Origin of the sequence: Limisalsivibrio acetivorans (genome assembly GCF_000421105.1) — a bacterium.
Lineage (GTDB): Bacteria > Chrysiogenota > Deferribacteres > Deferribacterales > Geovibrionaceae > Limisalsivibrio > Limisalsivibrio acetivorans.
Window position 1 is genome coordinate 825811 of record NZ_ATWF01000001.1, and the last position, 17230, is coordinate 843040.

Genomic DNA, 17230 nt, shown 5'->3' on the forward strand with positions numbered 1-17230 from the left:
TCATCACCCCTTCATCATAGCTTTTTTAAGCCATGGGGGAGGGTTATCTCCCAGTACCTCGACGATATTGTTAAGTATATTATCGATGGCGGTTCCCGGCTCCACCTTAACGGGATGGATCCCCTTGCGCACTACCACAGCTGCGGCGGGTCCCCCTATCTGCTCCATGTATATCATTGCGCAATCGCTCAGCTTCTCCGCCTTCGCCTCCGTATCAAGGCTGTGATCCTCCCTTGAGGAATCCACTGCGGTCATGGGGCGCATCTCATCGAAGGAGTGCCCATCGGGTGAAACATCATATATGGCGATACTCTCTGAGCGTCCGAAATGCTCATCCACGTGGGTTTTGTTGTTTGTACAGAACGCTACTTTCATATTACTGCCTCCTTTTTGGCAAACATCTTATTCTCTTCCCGCTCCAGCATGATATTCCCTATGCTGAAAACAAGGCTCATTGTTCCTCTATACCCCGCCGTTGAGCGGAGATGATGTCCTAGCTGATCCTTTACTGGAAAGCCCGCCTTGTAGTGGGCGATACCCTTTTCTCCACAGAAATGCGTAAGGGCGGAATTCCCTATAACTATATCCGACTTACTGCAGTTCACCTGCAAATCCTCAAGATCGCCTACTAAAAGCTCTTCGGCATCTAAACTTTCCATTACGGAGGATTGGGCTGGGGAAACGGCACACTCACATTTCATTCCCATCTCCTTTGTAAGGAAGTCCACATAGCAATAAAGCGCCGAAGCTTCTAATCCTGCTGAGAAGTATCTCCCCCCGCAGTAGAAATGGGCATCGAGCATCGCATCCTGAAGCCTCGCCCTGCGTAGTGAATATTTCTCCGGTACATCTGCATCGGTGAGCTCCTTCAGATAAAGGAGAAAGGTATCAGTATTCCTTATACCGACAAGGCTGGGGAACAGCTTGTAATCTACTCCGTAAAGCTCCTTCAGCTTCTCTGCGGGGCGCCTCATCTCCTCCCCCACAGCGATGGTAACTGTGGATTCGGAGAGCTTCCTTATCTCCTCAAGGCTGGTTCCCCCTTCGGGGACGGAATAGAAATGTCCTGTGGCCCCAGCAACGGATCTTGACAGATCGGGGAAGACTGTAACCGCAAGCCCGAAGTCCTCAAGCATCTCGGTTATCTCGTCAATATCTCCGGCGGTAAGGCTCATGCCGGGAAAAAGATTTACCTTCGAAGGCTTTATGGAAGAGCCGATCTGTGTAACAGTCTCAATAACATCGGCTGCGGCATCGGCGTAGCCCGCCTCCGCATCACCTTCAAAATCGGGGCAGCGAACCGGAACTATGGGAAGTTCGTTCCATTTGGGGTGCTTATTACGGAACATTTTGATGGAGCCTTTGAGGTCATCCCCACGTGTCTCTGTTATCCCGGTAGTCATAAGGCCAATCATGGAGGGGCTGTGCTTCTCGGCCACGTTTATAATCCCCTCAAAGAGGTTTGTGTCTTCGCCTATGATCGTTGCAATGTCCGTTAGCGCAGTGGTCTGCATCGGAACAATCTCACGGAAATGCTGGGTGAAAAGGTTTTTTGCAAAGGCTGTACACCCCTGTGAGCCGTGATGCATGGGCATGGAACGGTCTATCCCGAGGAAAACCAGCGTGGAGCCAAGTATGCGGCTCTTTTTGAGCGGATTTATAAGGCCGGGCTTGGTCTTGCTCATATTCTTCATTTCGCACCCTCCTTCCAGGGATCTTCACTGCGTGCAAGATCAAACACGGGGCTTTCGAGGGTGTTAACAAGGCACTCTGCCAAAACAAGCATCCCGTCGTATCCTGCGAAGGCTCTGATCCGCTCCTGATTCACATCAACAAAGGGAATCCTCGCCTTCATGGCGGTGTACATGTTGCGTCCGCCGGCAAGAAGGAGATCCGCTCCGTTCTCTTCCATGAGTGCCAGTATCTTTCGTCCGTCACCCTTGGGCATAAGAACCTTATCGGTTCCCTCAAAGGCTCTCTCGATACGCTCAATATCCCCGTCGGTGGATTTTCTGGTGCTGGTTCCGATAACCTCCATCCCCAGCTCCTCGAGCTGATGAATAACCGACCAGCTCTTTACTCCGCCCGTGTATACCATAACCTTTTTGCCGTGGAGTTTCTCAATATATGGTCTGAGCTTCTCACTCATCTCCTCTTCCTTGCGCATGATGAGCTGTTCGGTACGCTCTATAAGGTCGGCATCACCGAGCATCTCCGCTATCTGGATAAGAGTTCTGCCTGTCTGACCCATGCCGTAGAAGCTCCCCTCGAGCCAGGGTATTCCGTAGTCCTCCTCCAGCCTTCTTGCGAGTGAGAGTAGTGCCCTTGAGCAGCTAACAACGGAGAGCCTGCTCCTGTGGGCCGAGGCTATATCCTCATATCTGGCGTTTCCTGTAATCCTTCCGGCAAGGTTTATCCCGAGCTCTCTGAACAGGGGCTCCACCTGCCAAAGCTCCCCCGCAATGTTGTATTCACCAATTATGTTAATATCATGCGGTGTGGGATTCTCCGGCTCCTTTGTACCTATTACATATTTTGCAAGAGCATCCCCCGCAAGCTTGTTGCCGAGGTTTTTACTCCCGATGAAACCGGGGGAATTAACGGGGATAACCGGAATCCCTGTCTTTCTGCGCACCCTGTCGCACCATGTATCGATATCCTCACCGGTCATGGCGGTTACGCAGGTGAGATACACGAAGATGGCGGAGGGATTGTAGTCCTCTGCTATGCGCTCACACATCTTTGTAACCTTCTCCTCGCCGCCGAAGATGATGTCCGTCTCCGAAACATCTGTGGAGAATCCTAGGCGGTGGAAGTCACCGTGCCTGTTGAGGGTTCCTCTGTTACCCCAGCTGAGTCCGGCGCATGTGGCGGGACCGTGCACGAGATGGGCCGCATCCGCTATGGGTACAAGGACGATCTGTGCCCCGTCAAAGGCGCATCCTCCCGCAGCTGCACCGGGGACAGGCTTGGCGCACTTCTTCATTTTATCCTTCTTCGATTTATTCCGATTCACCGAGCAGGTCGGCTCGTTTAACAGTCTCTCTAAATCAGCAGACATATTCGCACCTCCGCCTATATACAATGCAAGGGGCATGCCATGATGCATCTCTGTAAACGACTGATATGATTGGATTGTAATATTGTAAGAAACCTTACAATCGGGGGAATAGCAGGACAAAAAAAGCCCCCGGAGAGGAGTGCGGGGTTCTCCGGGGGCAATATGCCGAGGCAGGAACCGCGGCTATTTTCGGCAGAGGCCCTCAGGGACCTTTGCTCATATTTTAGGCAGGAGATGCCTGTTATTTACTCAAAACCTTAGCGTTTATGGTCTGCGGGAAGTCGGGTTCCGCATCCATAGGTGGTACATAAAGAACAAGGCTGTTCTCGATCTCGAAGGTGCCTCCCCATGCGCCTTCGTTATCATGTTTAGTCACCATAGCCTCAAGGTCTTTCTTGGCAACATATATACTGAGGCCGGCATCGGTCTTTCTGAATGTAACCTTCATGCTAAGTTCCTATCTTATAAGGTCAAAACTGGTCGTATGCATCGTCTTGCGGTCTATCTCATCAAGAATCGTATTCACAATCCAGTTCAGTAGGTTTAGTCCGCCCAAATATCCGATGGTGGAGTACCTGTGCAGGTGGTGCCTGTCGAACAGGGGAAACCCGATTCGGATAAGGGGCGTTTCCGTATCCCTGTGGAGATACTTTGCAAAAGAGTTGCCAATTATGTAGTCCACGGGATCGGTGAAAAGGAGTGAGCGGAAGTGCCACATATCCTTTCCGGGCCATACATTCGTCTCCTGACCCTGGGGATACTCACCCAGCATCTTCTCAATATACTTTTTGTACGCCTTGTTCGCATTGGTCACGAGGACGTGCTTAGGCTCACCACCCATCTCCATCACAAAGCGGGAAAGGCCATAGGCCATGTCCGGATCGCCGTTGATTCCGAAGGTTCTGTCGTGCACCCAGTTGTAGGAGTCACCCATGGCATCCACCAGGCGTCCCCTTTCGTTCTCTATCTCGTAGGGGATCTCTTTGCCGGTGAGCTCGGAGATAGCCATCATAAGCTCGTCGCTCCCCTTAAGACCGAGGGGGTTCACAACCTTTACGGGGTGCTCCCAGTTCTTCTCGATGTAGTCGGCAGTTTTGGTGGCAGAATGCTTCTGGAGGATAAGGGTAGCCTTGGAGTTGGGCGCATCCTTGAGATCCTCAAGGGGCGTTCCCCCTCTGAGCATCTGATAGTTGCCGTCGGTGGGTGAATCAAGGTTCTCTGTGGGGTCGGACAGGAGGAGGCACTCCGCACCGAAGAGCTCGAAGATACGCTTTATCTCACGGTAGTTGCCTATATAGGTATCAAATCCCATGATTACGTTGATCCTGTCCGTCTTCGTGTCCTTCTTCTCACCCATCTGGGAGAGGATACCCTGCATCATGTTGTCGTAGCCCACAACATGGGAGCCGACAAAGGAGGGTGTATGGGCATAGGTTACGGGGAGATCCTCGGGGATCGCTTCCTTCTTCCTTGCGCCTTTGATGAAGTTGTTGAGGTCATCACCGATAACCTCAGACATACAGGATGTACATATAGCTATCATGGAGGGCTTGTAGAGCTTGTAAACGTTCTCAAGGCCCACGTTCATGTTGTTATGTCCGCCGAATACCGCCGCATCCTCTGTCATGGAGTCGGAAACGGTGGGAAAGGGCTCCTTGAAGTGCCTGGTGAAGTGCGAACGGAAGTATGCCGCACACCCTTGAGAACCGTGCACGTAGGGCATGGTGTCCTCGAAACCTATGGCGGCAAAGAGTCCGCCGAGGGGCTGGCATGACTTGAGCGGGTTGATCACAAGGTGCTTACGCTCGAAGTTCTTCTCCTGATACTCCTCGGTCTTTGTCCAGTCGAGTACCTTCTGAACCTCTTCCTTGGTGGCGCAGCTTTCATACTGACGCTTGCTCTCGAACATCTCCTCGTAATCCTTCTGTACGAAAAGATCTATATGGTCTTTTACCCTTCCGGGTTTAATCTCTGACATTATACTTCCTCCTTTACGGCGCTCTTCCACGGGGGAGTTATCTGGTTCCAGATGTAGCCGTTAATCGCCATATCCATATCCCTTGCGAAAACCGCAAATCCGTCCACTCCGTGGTAGGGACCGGAATAATCCCATGAGTGCATCTGGCGGAAGGGGATACCGCTCTTCTGTGTCTGGTATTTCTCTTTGATACCGGAACCGAAGAGATCGGGCTTGTACTTCTCGAGGAAGCTCTCCATCTCGAATTCACTCATGTCGTCCACAACAATCGTCGTTGTATCAACATATTCGAGGGTTCTCTGGTAGTCGTCCCCATGGGCAAACTCGTATCCGGTGAGGATTATATCAACACCGAGGTCACGGAAGGCGGGCATGGTGTGTCTGGGTCTCAGGCCCCCCACGAAGAGCATTGCGGATTTACCCTCAAGACGGGGCTTGTACTTCTCCAGAATCTCGTTGAATCTGGGCTCGTACTTCTCTGCGATGATCTTCTCCGTTCTCTGCTGGATCTCCTCATCGAACATAGCCGCAACCTTGCGCATGCTCTTCTTGATCTGAGTCGGCCCGAAGAAGTTGAACTCCATCCAGGGAACGCCCCACTTCTCCTCAATATATCTGGAGATGTAGTTCATGGAGCGGTAGCAGTGGAGAAGCACAAGTTTCGCCTTGGGAACGTTCTTAAGCTCGCTCATGGATGCATCGCCCGTGTTCTGGGCAACCACACGGAGCCCCATATCCTCAAGGATCTTTCTGGATGCCCAGGCATCGCCGCCGATGTTGTAGTCGCCGATGAGTGCGATGTTGTGGGGGTGGTCCTCTATTTCAACGCTTTCGACCACGTCCTTCTCGTAAACCCAGTCACGGATGGTATCGTTTGCGATGTGGTGACCGAGGGACTGGCTCACACCCCTGAAACCCTCACAGCGTACCGGAACAACGGGTTTGTTGATCTCGCTGGAAGCCTCTCTGGCTACGGCTTCGATATCGTCGCCGATGAGCCCGATGGGGCACTCGCTCATTACGGAAACACCCTTGTTGAGGGGGAAGAGCTCCTCCGCCTCAAGGATGAGCTCCTTGAGCTTCTTGTCGCCGCCAAAAACAATGTCCCTCTCCTGAAAGTCGGAGGTGAACTGCATCGTACCGTAGGTATCAACACCGGTTTCGCCGTTGTAGTAGTTTCGTCTGGAGGACCATGAGTACTGGCCGCATCCCACGGGACCGTGGCTTACGTTTATAACGTCCTTCACAGGCCCCCAAACCACACCCTTTGCTCCGGCATAGGCGCATCCGCGCATGGTGATAACACCGGGGCGTGATTTCCTGTTGGATACAACCGAACACTTCTCGTCCGACTGATCCACAACTTCTATATGCTTCGCCCTGTCCTTCTCGGTTTTATCCGGATACTCCGCCAGAACCGAGGAGACGTATTCCTTAGTTTCTTCTTTTATCAGTTTAGGCATAATTTCTCCCTATCGTCAGGATACTGACTTGGATTTACCCACGAGATCTTCGTTGTCGTCTGTTATGATACCGAACTCCATAAGAAGCTCCTCAAGCTCGTCCATGCTGAGAGGTGTGGGGATTGCGAACTTGTCGTTCTCGACGATCTTATTGGCAAGGGTTCTGTACTCATCCGCCTGATTACATTTCGAATCGTACTCAACAACGGTCATTCTGCGCAACTCTGCGTGCTGAACGATGTTGTCTCTGGGAACGAAATGGATCATCTGGCTCGAGAGCTTCTCGGAGAGTGCGGCGATGAGCTCGTCCTCACGGTCGGTCTTTCTTTCGTTACAGATGATACCTGCAAGACGAACACCGCCGGAGTTTGCATACTTGAGAATACCCTTTGAGATGTTGTTGGCCGCATACATCGCCATCATCTCACCGGAGGCAACGATGTAGATCTCCTGCGCTTTACCCTCACGGATAGGCATTGCGAAACCACCGCAGACAACGTCGCCGAGGACATCATAGGAAACGAAGTCCAGATCCTCTTCATAGGCACCCTCTTCCTCAAGAAAGTTGATTGCGGTAATAACACCCCTTCCTGCACAACCTACGCCGGGCTCGGGACCGCCGGACTCAACACATTTGATTCCGAGGTAGCCCTCCTTGAGTACATCGTCAAGCTCGAGATCCTCAACGGAGCCAGCCTCTGCCGCAAGCTCCATAATAGTAGCCTGAGCTTTTGCGTGAAGGATAAGCCTTGTGGAATCCGCCTTGGGGTCACAACCCACTATCATTACCTTTTTGCCCATCTCTCCAAGAGCAGCGATTGTATTCTGTGATGTTGTTGATTTACCAATTCCGCCTTTTCCGTAGAATGCGATCTGTCTGATTGACATAAAAACCTCCGTTTAATTTGATTACGCAAACAGTATAATCAAGAGGCATGCCAAAATGCAAACAACTGGTACAAAACGACTTATTCTCAGAGACCCCTTTTGTGTAAGGTTTGCTACAATGAACTTGTAAGCTTTATAATCAAACGGAGCCACCCTTTTTCGCGCCAAGGCGGAGGAGTGCGGAGGTCTGCATGCGAATCTCTGTTTTCACATCACTGCTAAGCCGGCGAAGCCATTTACGGGGTATTGCGCTTGTGCCGTACATTGCTCCGGCGAGCATCCCGGCAAGTGCACCGTTTGTGTCCGCATCACCCCCCTGATTAACTGTGCGTACGAGGATATCCTCGAAGGATACGCCGTCGAAGAAATGATGCATAACGGTTTTGAAGGTGTCCTTTATATATCCGCTGCATTCACCTTTATATCTGGAGAAGGAGAAGTGGGGATGCTCCCTGATAAATACGGAGGCTGTATCGAGGGCCCTGATCTTGTTTCCTGTGAGCAGGAGCTGTCTTGTTATGTCGCCGAAGGCAAGGGTTGCAAGATCGGAGAGTTCGTTATTGTGGGTTATATGACATTGGGCGAGGGTATATTCCGAAAACCTGTCCCAGTCCTCCATACAAAAGAAGATCATGGGGAGGTTTCGCATACATGCACCGTTCCCTGCGGAGAACTCGCTTTCGGGGGAAATTAGCTGCCCCTTCAGCATATAGTCACGTATCCCCCTGCGGACGGTGGAACCAATATCCACAGGCTTCGAGCGCATCCACCGGACAAACTCATCCGCCGCACTCTCAACACTGAATCCCCCCTGGGAGAGGATACTTCTTCCGAGTGCGATGCACATCTCCGTATCGTCCGTAACCCTGCCGGGTCTGAGTTTCAGCCAGCCGCCGCCGATGATCCTGTTGTGGACACCGTAGGTTGTCTTTATCTCCCGCTCTGTCATGAATTCCACAGTTGCACCGAGGGCATCCCCCACAGCGAAACCGAGATAGGCTCCCTCCGCCCTGTCAAATATATCAGCTTCCATGGTAATTGGCCTTTTTATTGCTTAAAATACTGCTATGGACATCAAAAAACCCTTCTACCACCACACAAACCGGATAAACATCCCCTCCTGGCTCTTTGCGAGCAGGGTATATAATACGAGTGCACAGGAAATACATATCAGCGGCGTAAACGAGTACTACGGCGATATATTTCGAGCCATAAGCGAATGCGGCGATATATCCGAGTCCTGTCGTATCTTCGAATCCGCCATGACCGAGCTTTTCAATCTCGACCTTCGTCACAGGGGGAAGCGGGTGGGGAGCTACCTCCGCCTGCTCAAGGGGTGGCTTTTCGATTCCAACAATATTGAGGGGGCTGTCCTCAAAGGATGGGTGGAGAGCCGCTTCGGGCTTGTCCCCTTCTTCCACAAGGAGATTATTAAGGATATTAACTGTAAGGAATACTACGACTATATGGTGGAGAAGATGAACGGCAGGCACAACAAAAATATGATGTTTCATCAACTGGATCTCCTCTATACATATATACAGACGATGCTTGGGGGCTACTTCGGAGAATACACCCCCCATGTGACCCTCTACCGGGGTGTCAACAACCTCGAGGAACACAGGATAATCGAGCGAAAAAGCAAGAGGGAGGTCTGCATTGAGCAGAACTCCCTCGTATCCTTCACAGCATCCAGAGAGGTGGCTGAGTCCTTCGGAGACTATATTCTGGAGGTGAAGGTTCCATATACAAAGGTGTTTTTCTTCGCCACCGCCATGCCCACAGTCAGCTTCTGCGGTGAGGATGAATTCATCATCCTCGGCGGCAGGTACGACACAACTATCAGATACTACTGACAGCTCCCCCCGCAGGATGCCTCAACACAGCCGTCATCAGGCACGCTGAGGGGCTCATCTAGCTTTGTCCACTCCCCCGTATCGGGATTAAAGTCCTCAACAATCTCAAGCTCCTGCTCACGAAAACCGAGGATCTTTCCCGATTCCATGAAATGTATGACAATAACGGGCTTGAACATGAACTCCGTAATCTCCCTTACAAATCCGGAATCGCCAATCTCGGCAACCTTGCTCCCTCTGGAGCATCCTGCACATGTTCCATCACTCCTTATGAGCTTCTTTACCCTTACCTTCTGATTCTGCTTAAATATCATAACTCACCTCACGCCTGGGCGGCGGTTGCAGGGACTTCCTCAAAGGTGAAGCATTTCTTCGCACAAGCCTTCGCACAGGCACGGCAGCCTATACAACGCTCCTCACGCTCGATACCCATGAAAACCTTGAGGGTGTCGGTCTCCTCGTCCTCCTCTTCCTGTATGCCGAGAGCTCCCTGAGGACAGGCTTTGAAGCACCTTCCGCATCCTATACAGCTCTCCTGATCAAGATCCTTTATAAACTTGGGGGTCCATTTGCTTCCGTCTTTCCTATAACTTTCAAGATATTCCATATCATTACCTCCGCATTTGTTTCGGTCTTATAAGCAACCCCCGTACCGTTCTTGATGAACCATTTTTATCAACATGTTACGGAATAACAGTCACATTACGCACCACCATTGTAATAAACCTTACAAAGCGCACATTCTGCCTGCGTACATAAAAGAAACAGAGACTGCACTTTTTTTAAGCAATTATTTACTTTTAAACCCTCAAAGCCGCTGAATACGCCTCCGTTTTTTGGCACGTCCATTGTTACTTACCCAATGTGCATTTCGATCCCTCCCGCAACAGGGGGGTCGTCAATCCGATCGATGTCATATATGAAAAATGAACTCAGCTATTACAAAACTGCCATAGAGACCATCTACGAGATAAGCATGGAGTTCTACTCCTCCGAGGATCGCAAGAGTGCTTTGCGTCAGGTTTTAAGCATTCTGAGCGACAATCTTGGCATGGAGCGGGGCTTCATACTCCTTTATGATGAGAACGCAAAACAGCTATATATCGAAGCATCCCTTGAAAACACCCTCGATAAGGGTGGAAGGGTCTACTACAGGCTTGAGGAGGGGATCGTGGGCAAGGTGTTTCGCCTGGGAATGCCGATTCTCATCCCCGACATAAGCAAGGAACCTATCTTCCTCAACCGTATGCGACGTGAACTGCAGAATCAGGCCTTCAGCTTCCTTGCAGTCCCAATCAAGGAGGACCACACCACCTTCGGCGTGCTTGCCGTGGATAAGAACGCCGCCGATATTTTCAGCACCACAACCGAGATAGACCTACTCAAGATGATATCAACACTCCTCGCCTCATTCCTTCGCAAAACGGGAGAGATCGAGGAGGAGAAGAAGATCCTCTCCGACGAGAAGGAGCGTTTGCAGAATCAGGTGAGGCGCAAGTTCAGCTTCAAAGGGCTTATCGGTACGGGGAAGACTATGCAGACCGTCTTTGAGCGTGTTGCAATGGTCTCAAGGACGAAGTCCACAGTGCTTATCAGGGGTGAAAGCGGAACGGGAAAAGAGGTTGTGGCAAAGACTGTCCACTACAACAGCGAAAGGGCAGACAAGCCTTTCATCGCCGTCAACTGTGCCGCCATACCGGGGGAACTCATTGAGAGTGAGCTCTTCGGCTACCAGAAGGGAGCCTTCACAGGTGCCACCCAGGAGAAGAAAGGGAAGTTTGAGATGGCGGACGGCGGAACGCTTTTCCTCGATGAGATAGGGGATATGCCCCACGAGGCCCAGAGCAAGCTTTTGCGTGTTTTGCAGGAGATGCGTGTGGAACGCCTCGGCGGAACCAGATCCATAGAGGTAAACGTACGTGTTATCACGGCCACAAACAAAAACCTCGAGGAAGAGGTTCGGGCGAGCCGTTTCCGTCTTGATCTATACTACCGTCTCAACGTAGTTACCATATTCCTCCCCCCTCTGCGTAAAAGGAAGGAGGACATACCCCTTCTTGCTGAAAACAAGCTTAAGCGATTCAATGATGAATACGCCACGGAACTGAGGTTCGCCCCCGAAACACTGAATGCAATGATGCACTGCAACTACCCGGGCAACGTTCGGGAGCTTGAGAACTGCGTTGAAAGAGCCGCACTCTCAGCCATTGGCTCAAAGGAGATACGCCCCCAGCATGTGAGCTGTCTGCGGGGTGATGTCTGCTACTCCCGCCTTATGGAATCGATGTTCAGCGACGCTCCGGCACAAAGCGCAGAGACCCCGGCACCAAGACCACCCGATGCCGATCCGCCAAGGATTCAGGAGGCATACTCCCCCCCTCCCCCCATGGAGGAGAGATCACTCAGCAGTGAGCCGATACCGGATATTAAAGAGCCTATGAGTGAGCGTCAGTCCATAATTGATGCCCTTGAGAAATCAGGCTGGGTGCAGGCGAAGGCGGCAAGAATGCTCGGGATGACCGTTCGCCAGATGAACTACCGGATCAAGAAATACGACATCCACGTCCGAAGATTCTAGGCAAAAAAAAGCCCCGCTTGTCAAGACGGGGCGAGCGTTTGCGATGCGATAACTGGAGGCTATGCGCATATCTGCATCGATACCCAAAGACCCTTTTTGAGGATCCTCAAGCATAAACACAGAATATAAAGGCGGGGGGCATTAAAGCCCCCCCTTTCAGATTTTGATTATACTGTTACTTCAGTTCTGAAAGCATCTTCTCCGCCTTGGCGGTGTTATGCGGCAGAACTGCCTTGATTACATTGAGCCTGTCGAGCATATCCTCGTTCTTAGCCTTCTTGTACTTAAGGGTAAGATTGTGGATCTTGCCGTAGAGCATGTTGTATTTACCCTGAACCTTCTCCACCTTGTCCTCATCGAAGGGGATGGACATATCAACGCCCTTAACATCCCATACGTTTCCGGTTACGAGATAGGGGGCGAAGTTCTCCACACTCTGACCATCCACGGGAACGGGTGTTTCGTTCATCCAGTCCGTAAAGAAGAGACCGTCCTTTGTGGCCTTGACCCTGTAGCTTCCGCTGAAGGGCTTCTTAACATCTGTGGCGTTGAAGTAGGTGTACCATGTGGTAGCTTCCTGATCGTGGCTGGAGTGGCAGGAGTCGCATTTTCTGGGCTCGCCGAGGGCGTGGCTGAGCTTATCCATCTGGATCCATGCGAGCATGCTGTCGTTCTCCTTGAGGTTCTTCTTGAATGTACCGTTTATTACGTACATGTCGTTAACCTCGTCACCCTTTCTTTCCACAGTGAAGTCCTCTTCGCCGAGATCCTTGTTCCCTTTGATGGTCTGCTTCTCGATGGTTCTTAGCATAAGACCTGTAGGCTCCATATCCTTCTTGATATTCATAACGCCCATGGGGTAAGGCTTGAGGGGTATCCAGAGCCCTGTTTCAGGATGCTTAACAAGGGTGGGCTGGCTTCTTACGCCATAGTACTGCTTGTGCTTGGTGTATACCTTCTTCTGCGCTTCCTGCTTTCCAGGGCCCCAGAAGGTGAACTGGTATGCACCTGATTCCTGTATGTGACATGATGAGCAGTCCACACTGCCGTGTTCATCGGAGGACTTGACGGCATCGTACACCTCGGCGTGGCAGTCCTTACACGATTCTCTGGCCTGTTCCGAGCTTAGATGACCGTAGGAGTGGCTCTCCATCTTATGGCAGTCGCTACAGCCTACTCCCGCCTTTGCATGGGCGCCGGTGGGGAGCTCATGTATAGGGAATGCAAACTCCTCTCTCATGTAGCCCGCACCCCTTCTTCTGTCGTTGGGGCCTGCGTGGCAGATGGTTCCCTTGCCGCTGCCGTAACAGGACATGGGCTCAACCTCTTTTGCAAACTTGTGGCTTGCGTTGGATTTCTTGTAGCCCTGATAGTGACAGTCGTTACAGCTTGCGTGGCATTTGTTGCACCCTCTTGCAGAACCCTTGGCGGATTCTTCCTTGTACTCTCTGGTGCAGTCCTCTTCGAGCTTATCGTAGTTGTCGCCGAACCATGCACCGCAGTTCTGGGGCCCGGGAGGTGAATCGGTGAAGCTGGTGAATCCCCTCTGGTATTTGTTAAGACCCATGCCGGACTTGTTGTAGTCCTCTACCTCGCCCATATGACACTTACCGCAGGTCTGCTCTGCGATCTCGGGGCTGTATGCCATAGTTTCGGGGTCACGGTCGTGGTAAAAGAGCTGAATAATACGTTTGATACCCTTCTCTTTGGCCTTTTCTGGATCGGGCTGGCGGAGAAGTACCTTAAAACGGACATCACCCTTGGGCTGGATACGGTCGTAATTGGTTATGTCTCTGCCCACAGCCTGATACTTGTGGTTTTTACCCACAGCGGCATAGAAGGGTCTGGGCATTCCTTCGTGTGCCTTCTCTGCCACTATCTCCTCGTTGTTTCCAAGGTGACAGTCTACGCAGTTGATATCACCCATGTTTACCTCTTCCTCAACCTGATCGGGGTCGAGGTAAAGCTGGGGATAGCCGAGCTTTTCCATTGCGGCTTCGTTTCCATGGCACTGCACACAGCTTGAATCCTTATCGTATGCGAATGCGCCGGAAGCTAAAAGCGTGAGAGCGAAAACGGTTAAAATAAACCTTTTCATATCTACCTCCTGTAATCTCAATATCCCTTAACGCAAGGGGTGTGCCAAAGAGACTCAGGGGGAAGACGTGCATAATATTCGCTTTGCACCAGTATTTTAGACAAACTAAAAAGGAAGGGTAATTCCTAGCGGAACACAAGGAGAATTGCACTATACAACACTGCACCCTTGCATAATGCAAGACTACCTTACGCCGTACTCCTTAAGCCTGCGGTGGACAGTGGAGGCATCCACTCCGAGGATCTCTGCGGCTTTGGTTTTGTTTCCGCCGCACTCATCAAGGGTGGAAAGGATATGGTTTTTGATAACATCCTCAAGCCTGCTGGAGCCTGCCGCTCTGGCAGATGGGGATGAGATACTGAGGGATGCGGGGGTTATCTCTTCACCGGTTTCAAGGATCATGCTTCGCTCGATAATGTTAGCAAGCTCACGAACGTTACCAGGGAAATGATAGGAACCCAATAAAGCCTCAGCATCCGCAGATATGCCACGCACATCGGGATTGATATGACTGAATTTTTCCAGGAAGTGAAGAGCAAGGGGCATGATGTCCTCACGCCGCTCACGCAGAGGGGGGATCGTTATGGTGAGCACATTAAGCCTGTAGTAGAGGTCCTGCCTGAACTCTCCGCTGGAAGTCTCCTCCTCAAGGTTCCTGTTTGTGGCGGAGAGCACACGAACCCTCGCTGTCTCCGGCTCCAGACCGCCAACGGGATAATAGCTCATGGTTTCGAGGAAGCGGAGGAAACGGGGCTGTACGGGATGGGGCATCTCCCCTATCTCATCCAGAAAAAGGGTTCCGCCGTCTGCGGTGGCAACAAGCCCCCTTTTGTGCCTGTCCGCACCTGTAAACGCCCCCTTGCGGTATCCAAAAAGTTCGCTCTCAAACAGCTGTTCCTGAAGGTTTCCACAGTTCACCGGAACGAAGGGCTCCGCATATCTCTTTGATTTCTCATGGATATATCGTGCAAGAACCTCTTTACCCACACCAGTTTCACCCGTTATGAGGATTCCCGAATCGGATTGTGCCGCCCGCTCTGCAAGCTTAAGGACAGAGGCGAAGCTGTCCGAGGTGTAAACAGGCTCCGTTCCGGTTCCAGCTATCTCGGACCGGCTCAGCTTCTGGCGCACATCCTGCAGCTTGCGACGCAGAAGTTCCACATCCACAGGCTTAAGGAAGTAGTCCGATGCGCCGGATTTGATCGCTCGCACCGATTCCTCCACGGTTCCGAAGCCCGTTATAAGAAAGAAGAACGTATCCGGGCTCTCCTTCTTCACGTTTTCCAGCAGTTCAAGACCGGAAAGGCCGGGCATCTTCATATCGGAGATAACGGCATCCGCCCCCGATTTGCTGAGATGCTCAAGCGCCTTGAGCGGATCATTAAAGGTTACTATATCAAACTCGTCCTCAAGGCTTTTCTTGAGGAGCATGGAAAGCGTTACATCATCATCAACAAGAAGAACTTTCATCGAATTCCACCCTTATGGTTGTACCCCTCTCCTTCTCCGATTCCACGGATATGCGTCCGCCGTGTTCGGTGACAATCCTGTGCACAATACTCAAACCAAGCCCTGTGCCTTTGTCCGGTGATTTGGTTGTGAAGAAGGGGTCGAATATATTCTCCATCTCTTTCTCATCCATACCCCTGCCAGTGTCCGAAACCTCCAGCACCGCAGAGCTGTCGATGCAGAATAGCTTAATATTCACCTCACCCTCGGGGTAAACGGCATCCACCGCATTTATCAGGATATTCAGAACAACCTGGGATATGAGGGTCTCATTAGCTGTTATGTATACATCATTAAGCTCTGCTTTTAGTGATATCTTTGCATCCACCTCAAGGAACCGCATGATGTTCTCTATGGTTTCACGAAGGTTTACGTTGGTTTTATCCTGCGCCGAGCTGTCGGTCATAAGCCTCTTCATGGCTGAGAGTATATCCACACACCGCTCCGCCTGAGCCCGAACCGCCGTAAGCTCCTCGCTCTTTCCGTACTCCTTTTCCATGAGGGTGCAGGCCACCAGAATGGAGTTCAGCGGTGTTGCAAGCTCATGGGATATGCCTGCACTCAGAACGCTCAGGGAGCTGAGTCTGTCCACTATCTCCATCTTACGCCTGCTCTCCTTCATACCCTCGATATGGTGTTTGAGGGAACTTGCCATCTCACGTATGGAATCCGCCATATCGTTGAGTTCATCGGTGAAATCCCCCTCAAGCTCATGGTCGAGGTTCCCCTCGCCGTACTGCTGGAGAGAATACTTTATATCACCGATGGGCTTAAGGAACCTTGCGGAGAATATGAAGGCTGTTATCACGCTCATGAAGAGGGATACCGCCATTACAATTATGAAGTTGTATTTAAGACCCGAGAGGCTGCGGAAGATGAAATCCCCGTTAAGAACTGCGGCAATCTTCCATTGCCTCCTGACGTCGTTGTAAGGTGAAATAGTTGTGAAGGCGAGGTAATCCTTTCCGTTGTTAATCTTCATTAGCCCGTTGCGGTTATTCTCAAAGGCGTGCATAACATCTTCGCCATAAACCGAAATCACACGCTTGTTATGCTCCATCTGGTTTGCAAATTCATATGTTTTATCCCGATGGAAAAGGAATATCCCGTGGCGCATCGGCTCCTTCCTATTCATCTCGGCGATGAAGCTGAAACCCTCTTCTTTGCGCATCTTATCGATAACTGCGCCGATACGCTCACCCCAGAAGTTCACCACAAGGAAGCCCCTCTTCTCTCCGTTCTCCATAAATGGGATAACAGCCCTCAGCATGGACGGGCAGAAGCTTGTAGCGTCTGGGAGGTGACCCCGCTCGAAGTTGGAGAAGATTATACTCTCCTCCTCCAGCTCAAAGGCGGGCTGCATAAACTCTTTGTCGGAGATATCGATGGGCTCGTAACCCTCCTCCCCGGTGAGGTTTACGCATTCCCTGATGAATATACGGATAACGCCGTCACTATCCACAACACGCAAAGCCTGAATCTCGGGTATATTGGCGCAGTAGTTCATGAAAAGGTTTTCTATCTCGTCCTTCCCCTCGCCGGAGTCGAGATACATTGTAAGGTATGGGTTATGGAAAAGGCCGAAGGTAACGCTCTGCATGTGATAAAGGAAATCCGCAACAGTCTTCCTGTCCGCTTCAAGAAGCTCTGTGGCACGCCTGCCTATCTCCCTCTCTATGACAGCACGGGACTGCGCAAAATAAATACCGGTGGAAAGAAGAAGGACCAGCGCCACAAGGACGCTGATCCACATAGCTAGTTTTCTGCTCATGTAAAGATATTACGCCGTAAAAACACGG

At 51.3% G+C, this 17230-nt stretch carries 15 protein-coding genes; 2 read left to right on the top strand and 13 right to left on the bottom strand.

What is annotated here, in order from left to right:
- Nucleotides 1-3: 3 nt before the first annotated feature.
- From nifX to draG, 8 genes are all read right to left on the bottom strand, one after another.
- Nucleotides 4-375 (bottom strand): nitrogen fixation protein NifX, encoded by a 372-nt coding sequence (gene nifX, locus K300_RS0103915; RefSeq protein WP_022850362.1) that lies wholly within the window; start codon nt 373-375, stop codon nt 4-6.
- Nucleotides 372-1694 (bottom strand): nitrogenase iron-molybdenum cofactor biosynthesis protein NifN, encoded by a 1323-nt coding sequence (gene nifN, locus K300_RS0103920; protein WP_026836283.1) that lies wholly within the window; start codon nt 1692-1694, stop codon nt 372-374. Before nifN ends, nifX begins: the two co-directional genes overlap by 4 nt.
- Nucleotides 1691-3061: a nitrogenase iron-molybdenum cofactor biosynthesis protein NifE gene (gene nifE / locus K300_RS0103925; RefSeq protein WP_026836284.1), complete on the bottom strand. Its 1371-nt coding sequence runs from the start codon at nt 3059-3061 to the stop codon at nt 1691-1693. The genes nifN and nifE overlap by 4 nt, the downstream gene beginning before the upstream one ends.
- 241 nt (nt 3062-3302) lie before the next feature.
- Complete coding sequence (nifT, locus tag K300_RS0103930) at nt 3303-3509, bottom strand: putative nitrogen fixation protein NifT (RefSeq protein ID WP_022850363.1); 207 nt, start codon at nt 3507-3509, stop codon at nt 3303-3305.
- A 9-nt stretch (nt 3510-3518) separates the two neighbouring features.
- Nucleotides 3519-5039: a nitrogenase molybdenum-iron protein subunit beta gene (gene nifK, locus K300_RS0103935; RefSeq protein WP_022850364.1), complete on the bottom strand. Its 1521-nt coding sequence runs from the start codon at nt 5037-5039 to the stop codon at nt 3519-3521.
- Nucleotides 5039-6502 carry a nitrogenase molybdenum-iron protein alpha chain gene (nifD, locus tag K300_RS0103940; protein WP_022850365.1) on the bottom strand — a complete coding sequence of 488 codons (1464 nt, stop codon included), beginning with the start codon at nt 6500-6502 and terminating at the stop codon, nt 5039-5041. Before nifD ends, nifK begins: the two co-directional genes overlap by 1 nt.
- 15 nt (nt 6503-6517) lie before the next feature.
- Nucleotides 6518-7390 (bottom strand): nitrogenase iron protein, encoded by an 873-nt coding sequence (gene nifH / locus K300_RS0103945; RefSeq protein ID WP_022850366.1) that lies wholly within the window; start codon nt 7388-7390, stop codon nt 6518-6520.
- A gap of 139 nt (nt 7391-7529) precedes the next feature.
- Nucleotides 7530-8423, bottom strand: coding sequence for an ADP-ribosyl-[dinitrogen reductase] hydrolase (gene draG, locus K300_RS0103950; RefSeq protein ID WP_022850367.1), 894 nt, complete (start codon nt 8421-8423; stop codon nt 7530-7532).
- A gap of 34 nt (nt 8424-8457) precedes the next feature.
- On the opposite strand from draG, the gene K300_RS0103955 reads away from it, so the two are divergent.
- Nucleotides 8458-9246, top strand: coding sequence for an NAD(+)--dinitrogen-reductase ADP-D-ribosyltransferase (locus K300_RS0103955; protein ID WP_022850368.1), 789 nt, complete (start codon nt 8458-8460; stop codon nt 9244-9246).
- Here the strand turns inward: K300_RS0103955 and K300_RS14500 are convergent.
- Together K300_RS14500 and fdxB are read right to left on the bottom strand one after the other, a co-directional pair.
- On the bottom strand, nt 9240-9560 hold the full coding sequence (locus tag K300_RS14500) for a nitrogen fixation protein NifZ (RefSeq protein WP_022850369.1): 321 nt from the start codon (nt 9558-9560) through the stop codon (nt 9240-9242). The two genes, K300_RS0103955 and K300_RS14500, sit on opposite strands and share 7 nt — an antisense overlap.
- A gap of 8 nt (nt 9561-9568) precedes the next feature.
- Entirely contained in the window at nt 9569-9853 is a 285-nt protein-coding gene (gene fdxB / locus K300_RS0103965) for a ferredoxin III, nif-specific (protein ID WP_022850370.1), read from the bottom strand.
- 312 nt (nt 9854-10165) lie between these two features.
- On the opposite strand from fdxB, the gene nifA reads away from it, so the two are divergent.
- Complete coding sequence (gene nifA, locus K300_RS0103970; RefSeq protein WP_026836285.1) at nt 10166-11824, top strand: nif-specific transcriptional activator NifA; 1659 nt, start codon at nt 10166-10168, stop codon at nt 11822-11824.
- Nucleotides 11825-11999: 175 nt separating this feature from the next.
- Here nifA and K300_RS0103975 read toward each other — a convergent pair whose 3' ends face one another.
- From K300_RS0103975 to K300_RS0103985, 3 genes are all read right to left on the bottom strand, one after another.
- Entirely contained in the window at nt 12000-13922 is a 1923-nt protein-coding gene (locus tag K300_RS0103975; protein ID WP_022850372.1) for a cytochrome c3 family protein, read from the bottom strand.
- A 183-nt stretch (nt 13923-14105) separates the two neighbouring features.
- Nucleotides 14106-15392 (bottom strand): sigma-54-dependent transcriptional regulator, encoded by a 1287-nt coding sequence (locus K300_RS0103980; RefSeq protein ID WP_022850373.1) that lies wholly within the window; start codon nt 15390-15392, stop codon nt 14106-14108.
- A complete protein-coding gene (locus K300_RS0103985) occupies nt 15373-17202 on the bottom strand; it encodes a sensor histidine kinase (protein WP_081646874.1) in 1830 nt (609 codons plus the stop codon). Before K300_RS0103985 ends, K300_RS0103980 begins: the two co-directional genes overlap by 20 nt.
- Between the last annotated feature and the right edge of the window lie 28 nt (nt 17203-17230).